This window comes from Lacrimispora sp. (assembly GCF_032078915.1).
Lineage (GTDB): Bacteria > Bacillota > Clostridia > Lachnospirales > Lachnospiraceae > Lacrimispora.
Map to the genome: position 1 here is coordinate 76,193 of NZ_DAMAUN010000013.1, position 11,546 is coordinate 87,738.

At 35.2% G+C, this 11,546-nt stretch carries 14 protein-coding genes; 8 read left to right on the forward strand and 6 right to left on the reverse strand.

From position 1 onward, the window contains the following. Positions 1–22: 22 nt before the first annotated feature. The 6 genes from RT269_RS07620 to RT269_RS07645 form a co-directional block, all read right to left on the reverse strand. Entirely contained in the window at positions 23–1,027 is a 1,005-nt protein-coding gene (locus tag RT269_RS07620) for a DUF4489 domain-containing protein (protein ID WP_313181639.1), read from the reverse strand. Positions 1,028–1,697: 670 nt separating this feature from the next. After that, complete coding sequence (locus RT269_RS07625; protein WP_313181640.1) at positions 1,698–2,555, reverse strand: hypothetical protein; 858 nt, start codon at positions 2,553–2,555, stop codon at positions 1,698–1,700. Positions 2,556–2,578: 23 nt separating this feature from the next. Beyond that, positions 2,579–3,058, reverse strand: coding sequence for a hypothetical protein (locus RT269_RS07630; protein ID WP_313181642.1), 480 nt, complete (start codon positions 3,056–3,058; stop codon positions 2,579–2,581). Positions 3,059–3,070: 12 nt separating this feature from the next. After that, a complete protein-coding gene (locus tag RT269_RS07635; RefSeq protein ID WP_313181643.1) occupies positions 3,071–3,922 on the reverse strand; it encodes a hypothetical protein in 852 nt (283 codons plus the stop codon). Between the two features lie 328 nt (positions 3,923–4,250). Beyond that, positions 4,251–4,532, reverse strand: a complete 282-nt coding sequence (locus tag RT269_RS07640) for a hypothetical protein (RefSeq protein WP_313181644.1) — start codon at positions 4,530–4,532, stop codon at positions 4,251–4,253. Positions 4,533–4,592: 60 nt separating this feature from the next. Continuing rightward, the gene (locus RT269_RS07645; RefSeq protein WP_313181646.1) at positions 4,593–5,093 is read right to left on the reverse strand and encodes a hypothetical protein; all 501 of its coding nucleotides are present in this window, start codon (positions 5,091–5,093) and stop codon (positions 4,593–4,595) included. Between the two features lie 168 nt (positions 5,094–5,261). Between RT269_RS07645 and RT269_RS07650 the strand changes: the two genes are divergently transcribed. The 8 genes from RT269_RS07650 to RT269_RS07685 form a co-directional block, all read left to right on the forward strand. After that, positions 5,262–5,486, forward strand: coding sequence for a helix-turn-helix domain-containing protein (locus tag RT269_RS07650; protein WP_313181648.1), 225 nt, complete (start codon positions 5,262–5,264; stop codon positions 5,484–5,486). Between the two features lie 79 nt (positions 5,487–5,565). Next, positions 5,566–6,261 carry a hypothetical protein gene (locus tag RT269_RS07655; protein ID WP_313181649.1) on the forward strand — a complete coding sequence of 232 codons (696 nt, stop codon included), beginning with the start codon at positions 5,566–5,568 and terminating at the stop codon, positions 6,259–6,261. Between the two features lie 223 nt (positions 6,262–6,484). Continuing rightward, positions 6,485–6,880, forward strand: coding sequence for a helix-turn-helix domain-containing protein (locus RT269_RS07660; protein ID WP_313181651.1), 396 nt, complete (start codon positions 6,485–6,487; stop codon positions 6,878–6,880). 190 nt (positions 6,881–7,070) lie between these two features. Continuing rightward, positions 7,071–7,439: a hypothetical protein gene (locus RT269_RS07665; RefSeq protein ID WP_313181652.1), complete on the forward strand. Its 369-nt coding sequence runs from the start codon at positions 7,071–7,073 to the stop codon at positions 7,437–7,439. Positions 7,440–7,502: 63 nt separating this feature from the next. Further along, positions 7,503–8,153, forward strand: coding sequence for a hypothetical protein (locus RT269_RS07670; protein ID WP_313181654.1), 651 nt, complete (start codon positions 7,503–7,505; stop codon positions 8,151–8,153). Beyond that, the gene (locus RT269_RS07675; RefSeq protein WP_313181656.1) at positions 8,150–8,881 is read left to right on the forward strand and encodes a helicase HerA domain-containing protein; all 732 of its coding nucleotides are present in this window, start codon (positions 8,150–8,152) and stop codon (positions 8,879–8,881) included. Before RT269_RS07670 ends, RT269_RS07675 begins: the two co-directional genes overlap by 4 nt. A gap of 225 nt (positions 8,882–9,106) precedes the next feature. Next, positions 9,107–10,168, forward strand: coding sequence for a rolling circle replication-associated protein (locus RT269_RS07680; protein ID WP_313181657.1), 1,062 nt, complete (start codon positions 9,107–9,109; stop codon positions 10,166–10,168). Positions 10,169–10,503: 335 nt separating this feature from the next. Next, the coding region (locus RT269_RS07685; RefSeq protein WP_313181658.1) for an integrase at positions 10,504–11,546 on the forward strand (1,043 nt) is incomplete at its 3' end.

The window sequence follows — 11,546 nt, forward strand, 5'->3', positions numbered from 1 at the left end:
AAAATTTTCAAATTTTGAATTATCAGCATCTGCAGTTATTCTCTGCGGCTATTGCGGAAAGCCTTGCGTTGCTAATTGTAACAGTGGCATCAGTCGTAGCAGTCGTTGCTACCACGGAATAGGTGCAGCATTCATGGGTGCAGTTGTCACAATCACAAACAAAGAAAGAAAACGTTGAAGTACCAGAAAATCCAGGTATTGCTGGCGGAACTACAGTTGTAAAAGGAACTGAAAAAACTACTTGCGGTCCAACTGGTATTGGGTTAAGCTGATTGTCGCAGAGTTTAAATACCTGAAAGTTTACAACGGTGCTATCGATCGTGGTAGGGCTTGAATAAGCTATCGTGCTTGTAAATTCAAGTTTTACACATGGATTGCATAAGCAGGAAGTATTTAAAGCAAGAGTACTTATGGTAGATGCAGTACCGGACAAAGCGCCTGGTGCTATTGATGTACCGCCTGGTGCTCCGCACTTTAAAATAGTCCTGTTATCTTTACAACAAAGATTATTACAGGGGTAACAGTCATCGTCATGGTTCGGATTATCTACAATCATCGCGGCCAGCCTTGCTGCGAAAATGCCAACATTACCAACAACAGGAGTAGATCCACCGGCCGAAACAACAATACTATAGGTGCAGCATTCATTTGAACATGAATTACAATCACAAACAAAAAATGAAAACATATTAGCAAAAATTGACGGTATCGGTTGTGTAAAATAGTATTGTGGGCCAACAGGAATTGGCAGTTGATTTTTACAAGACCGATATAATTGAAAATTTAAAGTTCCTTGAAAAAGTGTTCCAATTACATTTGATGAAAATTCAAATATGATACATGGGTTACAAAATTTAGAGGTATCTAGTGTCATAGTAGCGGCTGGTACAGTAGTTCCTATAGCCGCACCATTAAATAATAATGCTTGGCTAACCTCTCCGCATTTTATAATTTGTCCGCATGAGTCACAGCTTTTATTACTATTTTTATAATCATCCTTAAAATTAGCTTTTGATGATAAATTCATATTATTTACTCCTTCCATTGAAAGTTCTAAAATTTCAGCTTTAAAGTACTATGTACTTATAAAGAACCAGTTAATGGAATAAGCTATTTATTCATTTATCTAATATAGAATATGAGATAAATGTCTATAGGTGATTATTTCTTATAAACACTCATGATTTGAGGGTATCGGAATGTGTTTCGTGGTCACTCAAAAGCTTTAACTATAAACTTGATTACTTTTATTTAAACAAAAAAAAGTTCCCGAAATTCGGAAACCCTCATAAATACTGCGTTTTCAAAAGAGCGCGAGACGGGACTCGAACCCTATCTTCATTCCAAAAGCATAGTAAATATAGGAGGTTTGAGAGAAGCTCTTCTGTACTCTACCCCTTACTCTACCCCATATTATAAACTCTGCACTAGAAACTGTCAAAGTTTACCCTAGAGCAATACTTGGTCTTATCCTATCCACAAAATACTGTAATTATTACAAAAATGTTAACGCTTAAGAAAACTCTTTCCTGTTATAATATATTCCTTAAATAAATAAATAAATGGGAAGTTTGCAATTGAGGGTAATATACATCATATAGCCCCCTGCGCTACCCTATTCCTTACTACTATTGCTGGATTTACATTATTTTTATAATGAAAAACAAAACTCTTTCTTATCATATTTCCCTACCTCTTTATTTTGCTGCCATCAGAACATTGTAAAGTACATCTAATGGATATATATCTTCATATCCTATTATATTTGGAATACAATCTCCATCTATCTTATGTGTTAATATCGAATACTGCTTCTTCCAAGAATTAAGATCATTTGACGATATAAAAAACATATCTTTTAAATATTTTTCAACATCATACTCAATATTAAGACTATTCTTTTCACTAAATGCTCTATGTTCAATTGCTTTCTCTAGTAGGGGTATAGTTCTTATAGGATTACGCGGTCTTATTAATGATGTCATTGATAGCTCATGATATATCCAAGGTGATAATGTTATCTTTTTCTTTTCTTCTTTTATCGTATTTAAATCATCTACCAATGAAATCGAGTTAGGAGTATTATAAAACATAATACATTCTGTATTGTCTATCATTTCTGATAAAGCAGTTGATAACATCATATGTACATGGCTTGTTGAATAATTTCTACGATCATAGTCATATGTTTTTCCGTCACTCTTCTTACAATGATTATCATCAATTTGTTTTAAAAGATTATCACAATATCCCCATGCACATGAATCAATAAATGCTGTTAATTTAAACTCCTCGTATAGCCAACCTGCAAACGCTTTTACTTTAGAAATATCTTTATGCGAGTGTGATATAAAAACGTCTGCCTTTCCAATATTAAACCAATTGTCTTTCATTGATGTTCCATCAATATGTCTGTTATCATAAATAAATTCTTTTAAACTTTTTTTAGCCTTTGCTTCAAATTCATTATAAATCTCTCTTCCCTTTTCCAAATGCCTATTCAGTTCTGCATTATAAAAATATTCGCTTATCTCTAAATTAAATTTTGAAAACATTACCTTTCACCTTCCCTTTTATTTCATGAACACTTGAAAAACGAGCATGGAGATGGCAAATAATTGACCAACAATATAATTATCACGAATAATAATGGAATAAAATAAAACCAACGTAATGTTTTCGACCACATAACTTTCCATACAGATTCCGTTTCATTAATCCTCCCTTTAAATGCGTATGGATTTAATTGATATAAAAGTTCTCTATTATTTTTCGACCTTACTTCTAACACCCAATCATATATTTTTCTATAAACTTTTTCAGTTCTGAGAAAAAATCCATCTAGATACCAAAAAATCATATTTATAGCTACTAACGCTGCGCACAATAGAAATATATTAACCTTTTCAGGAAGTAATGCTAAGATAACTGCATAAAGTGATACAAACCAACCTTTAACCATAAATGAATTTTGAGCCATTCTTGTTATGCATGATTGAATCAAATCAATCTCTTTGTGAATTTCTTGAATTGAAATTTTGTCATTCTCTACACTCATCTTATTATCCCCTTAATAATAATTTAATTTATTTTTTACTTTTGTAACTTCTTCTTCAAAATAAAATTTATACAATAAATCAAGCGGAAAAGGATGCCTTCCATCATAATTACTTTTCCAATCTACCAAGACATTTTCATTTATTTTTTTCAGATGTTGTGTTGGTGCATCATATGATATAGTTAATGTATCATCCTTTGCAGCGAATTCTTTACTTTCATTAAATGAATGCCTCACATCTCTATTGTATCTATACAAATACAATGGCTTTTTTCGTACTATCTCACTGCATACTAATTCAGAATATATCCATGGCGAGTATGTTACATCAATACTTATATCATTATTATTGATGTGAATTGAATTTTCAGTATTAATTAGAAAAACACTTTCACTTTTATCTATCATTTTTTGAAGTGCAATATTTAGCATTGTATTCACATGTTCTGAAACTTTTAGACAATCTTTGTGATCATATATAGTGCCACCATCACCGTCTTTTCTTTTTTTACTAAATCTATCATTAAGTTTGTCAGCGATACCTCCAGCATAACACCAAACATTTGAATCAATAAAGCATTTTAGCCTAAATGTATCGTTTAGCCAACCGGCAATTGCATTTACCAAATTTTTGTCAATGCTTGAATGTGATAGAAAAATGTCAGTATTTACTTCTGGAAACCAATCCTTTTGTATTTTTGATCCATTAACAACATTATTGTCTATATATTCATTCAATGCGTTTTCTACGGCATTGCTTTGTGATTTGAGATGTTTTTCACCAATATTCTGATATTCTTGAAAAGATCTTGCTTGTGAATCAAAAAATGATTCATTAATTATTAAATTAAACCCTGCAAACATTATTTACCCTCCCATTTTAAATATCTATTTTTATGGCACCCTATTATTGCTATAAGCAGATATAAAATTATATAAATATATTATCATAAGAATAAGTAACTATCCAGACTATTATAATAAATATATCAAAATTTTAAATATCTGGTAAATATTGTATTTTTCGTTAACAAAATCCCAATCGTATTTGGTAACCATAATATTTAGAAGACCTTTTATTTTTAAAAAAATTAAAGACCACCAGACTAAAAGCTGTCAAGGGTTCCGTAGGAACAAAGCTTGCCCTTGACAGCTTGAATCAGAAAAGGAATCACCCCAAAAATAGAAATGGCTAGGAAAGATTCTTCACCTTTCCTAGCTTGTCTACTGAGTTTGCTACTCTCAAACCATCTTTATCAACTATTGATAGTCTATATCCCTGGTTGTCTACGTAGGCCATAAATTTATGAGCGTATACGGGATCGTTTCCTACATCAACTGCTCCACCACCATTCGCATTGCCGTTATCTATTCCAGCAAAGGATACCCCAGCGACTAGGCTAGTCAATAAACTTGTTATTGTTGCTATGGCTAGCATCTTTTTAAGTTTATTTCTTGGTCTACTTAATATCATATGTATTTCCTCCATTATATAAGGACTGGAATGATATCCAGTCCTTTGCTTGTACTTAGTTTAGTGCAGGTTACCATGATTCATGTTGACTGCCATTCTTTCCATCATTTCAAGTGCTTCTGGGGATACTTCATCGTCGTATCTATAGTTAGTCCTACTACTTGAGTTTGTACTATTTTCTGATACGCTTGGTGCGGTACAAGTTAGTTTATCCCTCCACAGGCCATTAGCATCTACATTGTACCCATCTGGTGTTCTACTGTTTATTAACATAACTCCATCGGCTCCTACATAGTAGTATGCCCCTTGCTCTGTTAGCGATTCAATCCACGAGTCTACCAACACCCCACCAGTGAATTGTCGGAAGACCCAGGTCCCATTCGATTGTGGTTCCCATTGCCCTAATGCTTTTACTGACTGTTGATTGTATGTCGCTGGCAGTGTTGTCTGTGATGTTTTTGTCTCCACAGGCCCAGATGCATAAGAAGTCATTGCACCACCAAATAATGATAATGACACTAAACCCGTTAAGATTAAAACTTTTCTTACTTGTTTTCCCATATTATTTCCCTCCTTTATAATAGTAACACACTATAATATTATGATATATAGTTGATTATATCACATATAGTGCATTATTTGCAACTTGTAGTATAATATAAGTTATATTACACGTTGTCGCTTTGATGAGAAAAATTTTATACGCTATACCAGGAGGTGAAATAGCGTATGAAACGACAACATCATGAAGAATACAAGAAGCTTGGATTAAATATTGCATACTATCGGAAAGAGCAAGGCCTGTCTCAAATGCAACTTGCCGATAAAGTTGATATAAGCCGTACACATATGTCCCGTATTGAAAATAACGACTGTGCAGTATCCCTTGATGTGATTTTTACCATCGCAAAAGTATTGAATATTCCGGTTGCTAAATTATTTGAGTTTCGCTAACACAGTCTCCTTGTCTAGTGGCAGGGAGGTTTATAAAATACTAATATAAAACAATTAAAAATACAGAAAGGATGTTCTTATGAGACAAACTTTTAAAGAAGAAGAAATAGTATGTATAAACTGGCATATTCTACGCACAATTTGGAGGCTCACATATGATAATAAACCGGAGAAAACAAAAATAACAAGTTTTTCATCTCTTCCACAGGGCAGAGATGGTAAGGGTATGAATTTCTTTAATCTTTTTGGAATTAAAGTTGAAAAAGCACATGACATAATGATATATAAGGAACAAGACGGTAAATACATGAGGAATAGGAATTTTGATTATAAAACGATTGAAGCATTAAGTAATAAAACAAATATTCCTAAAGATATATTTCTAGGCAAAAGGCTTATTTTACCCATAAATAATGATACTGAAATGAGCAATACCCTTAGAGTATTCGTTTCTAAGCGAATGAAACAAGATACTTATTGCCCTCCGTACAAACGTAGCTCCAACGAAATTAAAAAATATTTAACGAAATGTAAGTCTCAATTTGACAAAGGCGAATTGTCAAATGTAGATATGAGCCACGCTTTTTATTTTATCAAAAATGGTACTATATCTGATGAAAAGCAAGAGCATGTGAAAAAAATAACAGAAACTTTAAATAATGTATCTTATAAAGACTTATACGCTATAGAAAGCAAAAATCTTTATGAACTTTTAAGAGCATTAAAGAAACAAGAACAATTAGTAACCGCTATGATTATACATAAACAGAATTAATTTATATATAAAATTATTTATTTTTCCATGAATGCATTAATATATGGAAAAAATGTCACCTCTTATGGAAAGCATGCTGACCGTTATGGAAAAATAGCCTAAAGATAACCACTGACTTGGTTGTCTTTTTTTTATGTCTTATTTCCATAATATATAGATTATTATTATTATATCAGCTGAAACATACAAGAGAGGAAAAACAAGCGCTTGTCAATAATGTACAATGGCAAAGGAAAATAATACAAACGATATCCGAAATTTAGTTGGAGGTAATATCAGACGCTTAAGAAAAGCGAAAAAACTTACACAAGCAGAGTTGGCGGAGCGTCTGCACTATGTGGAAGCATCATCAATCTCGAATTTGGAGAATGGTCACTTAGATATTGGTATTTGCAAATTAGAAGAAATTAGCAAATACTTTGGTGTTTCAATATCGGATCTGTTCAAAAAAGCTGACACAGATAAAGATATCAAAGAAGTTCAAAATACAAAAGAATATAAGTTCATCTTAAAATTGATAGTTCTTATAAATGAAGAAATTAATACTCATATTCCTGAATCGTATCAAGAAGATTTTAGAAATGAAATATGTAACATGCTGAAATCAGTAGATGAATAATTATTTTACGATAGAAATTGCCGGAAAAACATTTTTTCGGCAATTTCTATGCTTTTGCATGCATTCTAGTTTGGCTTTTTAGGTGTTAAACTGACTATATCAAGAAGTACACATCATCTTTCAAAATGATGTTTTACATAGATAATGATGGGCTGTGTATACACCAGCCTGAATGAAAGGAGGTAAAAACATGACACCAGACAAGTTAAGCCTGAACTTATCGCTTTTGAATGGCGGTTCGGACTCTGCTATTCTCATCGGCTATTCTCCAATTATGGAGTATGATAAGGAGAACCGAAAACGGACTGATCGGCAGATTGGCATTTTATATGAAGTTGTCTTGGATCGTAACGGCTATGAAAAATTATCTGTTAAGGTAGGCGATTTGAAACCAGCTATTAGTATGGAAGCTTTACAAGACGCAAATGCTGTCCGTTGTACGTTCAAAGGCTTTAACGCTCGCTTCTACAAAGACTTCAGGAGCGGTGAATATCGGTTGACGGCTTCTTCCGATTCTATAATTTTGGTTAATGATGAGGATGAAGATTTGTTAGCTTAACTCAACTACATAGGTGGTTTGCCGAAAGCAGACCACCTCACTAACAAAGGAGGAATTTTATTTATGGAAAAGGCTATAAAAAAATTATTAGAGTTTTGGAATAGCAATTCATTAATGGATAAAGTACTTATAGTGCTTGCCATGGCCACTGTCATGGTTGGCGGAGGAATTATGGGTTATTACTTAGTAATAAAAATCCTTCCAATTATAGTGTTGATTACTCTGTTTGTCGGTTGGTGTGCTATCGACTATGCCCATGGTCAAAAAAACCAGCAAGACATGGTTCAACAGGAGGAAACAATGCGGTACATGGAGCTTTATGAGCGAGTAGCAAGGGCTATCCTGCCCATACTTATGGAATACAAAATGCCTTTAGGAATCATTCCTACGACAATAAATTCCATCTATTCTGCCGAGAAATATATCAGAGTTACCGACTTAGCTGAACCTATGCTAATTTATACCATAGAAAAAAAGGCTCAGTCTACAGTTGAAATGTCTGACCTAAAATCAGCAATTCAGAATCGTTTTAACCAAGAAGATTTCTGGCTCTACCTTGCAAGGATCGATCAAAGGGATTCTCAGTTCCTAAAGCTTTTCATACTGCCCATTAATTCAGAAAGTGCTAAAAATTGGGCTTTATCTGATATGAAAAACCAGTTTTCCAGTACCAGACCACAGAAGCCGGGGGATAGGAGGGATAAGGACTTTTGATAGAAATACAGATTATCCCGTTGGTGTATGACGAGGACATGTTGAAACTGCACCACTCCATTTATGTCCCCTGGGATATCACAAAAAATCCTCATATGGCAATTTCTGGGGTTACGGGCACAGGTAAGACCTATCTGGTCAAGCAGATACTAGCCAGAATAGGGCTATACCTGCCCACTTCCGAAATTACCATCTGTGACTTTAAAGGGGACGAATCTTACACTTTCCTCGAGAATTGCGAACGATATCACAGATTTGAAGCATGTATGACCGGGTTTGATGACTTTTATAATGGCTTTCTTCATCGGCAAGCAGGATTAGATACCAGTAGGACATTGCGTCTATTGATGTTTGATGAATGGAGTTCATTTTTAAATTTTTTAGACAAAAAGCAGGCGGATGAATATCGAAAAAATTTAGCGATTTTATTAAATTTAGGTAGGAGCTTCAATTTTCATATTCTATTATCTCAGCAGGTTTTATATGCCGAAGATTTCTCAAAGGCTCGCCAAAATTTCAATACTATTATTACGCTCGGTAATCCTGATAAGACGGTAGTTAATATGGTATATAGTGACTTTAGCGAAAATATAGACAATGACCGTGGGTTGGGCACTGGTTATATTTTGACCAACGGCTCAGACTTCCGAAAGATCGTAGTTCCTACCGTCACGAACATAGAAAAGATGGATTTTTACATTAAAAGGGCTGTGGAATATGGAACCTAACAGCCAAGACCTCGTGGGGTGGGGCGTGGCGGAGCCATAAGCCCCACCCCACGAAAGGGTTTTGGCTGGTGAGCCGTAAGGCGAGCCATACTCCCCAGCGTTATAATATGAGCATTTATCCCTCACTACTTGACTAAGTATCATAAAGCACCCCCCTGCTCATACCACTTTTTCAGAACAAACGTTCTAGCGAACGCACGTTTATTTTACAAAGGAGAAATCAACATGAGAAAAGTATCATCTTTCCCATTAATTTTAAACAACACTGAAAAGTATAAAGCCCCTTACTCTGCTACAGTCAAAAATTACGGTGGAAGAAAGAAGAAGCTAACCGTCTGCAAAAACAGGATAAGACAATCCGGTCTGAATGGTGCCTTTGATAACAGCACCAAAACCGATACGGCTGGTAAATCCCCACCTCCACCCCAAACGGGGCCAGACCCACCAGGCACCCAAACAGTCTGCAACAAGCCCCCTACCGATGAAGCAAAGAAACAACGTTTTGCGTGTAATCTCTCCCGTGCCAGGTCAACAATTTATGAATTGGCATTATGCAATAACTGGGAATGGTTTCTTACTTTTACCCTTGACCCGAAAAAATATGACCGATCTAAATTGAAGATATTTCATAGAGATTTAGCACGGTTCATTCGAAAATACAGGGAAAGGCACAAGATAAATGTAAAGTATCTCCTAGTCCCCGAACAGCATAAAGACGGTATTAACTGGCATATGCACGGTTTTCTAATGGGCTTACCAGAAGAGCACTTACGGCAATTTACACTGGAAGAACAACTTCCATACTACATACGCTATAAACTACTAAAGAATGAACCTGTTTATGACTGGGAAGCGTACAGAAAGAAATTCGGCTTCTGTAACCTCGAACCGATACGGGATTTAGAAGCCAGTGCAAAATATGTAACCAAATACATTTCAAAATCCATGGATAACGGAATTATAGAATCTAAAGGCCATTTATACTATGCTTCACAAGGCCTTAACCGGGCAGAAGTAACCGTTAGCGGATACTATGATCCACAACAGCAAGTAGATTTCGATTTTGAAAATGAGCATGTACTATTAAAATGGTATGAAAGTGACGAACAACCAGAGACTTTTGTCCATGCTGATGAAAGGATTCATCTCCTAAGAGAAAAAAGAAACAAGCAGTTTCCTATCAACACCAGCCGTAAAGGTACGGATTTTGAGCCACAATGGGACCCTGAAACAGGGGAAATATTCAAGAATCCTTTTGATGATCCTGAATCTTTTACAATATTTTAAATGAATGGAGGTTTGCAACATAAAAGAAATATATGTAACTGCGACTGAATTATCAAAGATAACCGGGGGACCACTCCCACAAATTATAGATGAAATAAAAAACGGAAGAATTAAAGCTACAGTTTCACAGAAAAATGGAATGACGATTCCACTTTCTCAATTTTACCCTAATTCCTGGGTTTACATAGAATAGATTAGATTAAACAATTTTAAAGGCCTTTAATTTTGAATATAACAAATACAAAATTGCTAGTTACTTAGCACCGAGTAGGTGATAATAATTGTGTATTTTTAACAATAAATTAGATGAAACACAACAAAATAGATGGATATATTTGTCTAAATGTGATATAATGGACTTAAGTACAGAAGAGCTTCTCGAATTAATTGACATGAAAAAACAACTTAAAAAAGAGAATGCCATTCTACAAGAGCACATTGAAAACTTTTACCATATCTGGACAAATGACAAAGGAGTTTTTCTTTCGTATCTTCCTGATTCCACAAAACCAAAAGGGCGAAAGCCCGTTACCGCTACAACGAAAGAGAAACTGGAGCGAAAGATCATCAACTTTTATCTGGAACAGCAACAGCAGGAAGAAAGCCAGAAAGAACAGGGACGGTTATCCACCGTAAGGAATATCTATCCTTTATGGCTGAATATCAAAGGTCTAGAAACAACCGCCACAAGCTATATCAGACGCATAGACAATGACTGGAACGCTTATTATACTAACGACCCTATCATTGACATGGATATTCGAACCTTTACAAAAGCCACACTAAAGGAATGGGCATTAAATATGGTCAGGGACAAAGAACTAACCAAAACCCAGTATTATAACATGTCCATGATTATCCGCCAATGCCTTGATTATGCCGTTGACCATGAACTTATCCCCCTAAATCCCTACAATCAATTTACTGTAGACAAAAAGCTGTTAAAGAAAGTTAAACAGCCAGAAGATGGGACACAGGTATTTCTCACCAATGAACGTCCATTGATTGAGTGTGAAGCATGGTTAGACTTTAAGGAAAGGGGCTGTACTTCTGCCCTTGCCGTTCCACTAGCCTTTCAGTTAGGCGTACGCTTGGGAGAGCTTGTGGCAATAAAGGAATCAGACATTTCCCCGGACGGAAAATACCTACATATTCAACGAATGGTTCAGAAGCAGGAACGGCAACGCCCAGACGGATCATGGTATCCTGCCAGATGGGAAGCCGTGGAGCATACAAAATCCTCCGCTGGTGACCGTATGATTTATCTTACTAAAGAAGCAAGACGTATCATCAAAGTAATTCTTGATTCCAACAAAGAGAACGGCTTCTATGATGATGGCTTCCTATTTATCCATGGTGGAAAGCGAATCAATCCCCG

Coding starts and splice junctions, on each gene's coding strand:
- RT269_RS07620 (WP_313181639.1), bottom strand. CDS start 1,027: ATGAATTTATCATCAAAAGCTAATTTTAAGGATGATTATAAAAATAGT.
- RT269_RS07625 (WP_313181640.1), bottom strand. CDS start 2,555: ATGTTTTCAAAATTTAATTTAGAGATAAGCGAATATTTTTATAATGCA.
- RT269_RS07630 (WP_313181642.1), bottom strand. CDS start 3,058: ATGAGTGTAGAGAATGACAAAATTTCAATTCAAGAAATTCACAAAGAG.
- RT269_RS07635 (WP_313181643.1), bottom strand. CDS start 3,922: ATGTTTGCAGGGTTTAATTTAATAATTAATGAATCATTTTTTGATTCA.
- RT269_RS07640 (WP_313181644.1), bottom strand. CDS start 4,532: ATGATATTAAGTAGACCAAGAAATAAACTTAAAAAGATGCTAGCCATA.
- RT269_RS07645 (WP_313181646.1), bottom strand. CDS start 5,093: ATGGGAAAACAAGTAAGAAAAGTTTTAATCTTAACGGGTTTAGTGTCA.
- RT269_RS07650 (WP_313181648.1), top strand. CDS start 5,262: ATGAAACGACAACATCATGAAGAATACAAGAAGCTTGGATTAAATATT.
- RT269_RS07655 (WP_313181649.1), top strand. CDS start 5,566: ATGAGACAAACTTTTAAAGAAGAAGAAATAGTATGTATAAACTGGCAT.
- RT269_RS07660 (WP_313181651.1), top strand. CDS start 6,485: ATGGCAAAGGAAAATAATACAAACGATATCCGAAATTTAGTTGGAGGT.
- RT269_RS07665 (WP_313181652.1), top strand. CDS start 7,071: ATGACACCAGACAAGTTAAGCCTGAACTTATCGCTTTTGAATGGCGGT.
- RT269_RS07670 (WP_313181654.1), top strand. CDS start 7,503: ATGGAAAAGGCTATAAAAAAATTATTAGAGTTTTGGAATAGCAATTCA.
- RT269_RS07680 (WP_313181657.1), top strand. CDS start 9,107: ATGAGAAAAGTATCATCTTTCCCATTAATTTTAAACAACACTGAAAAG.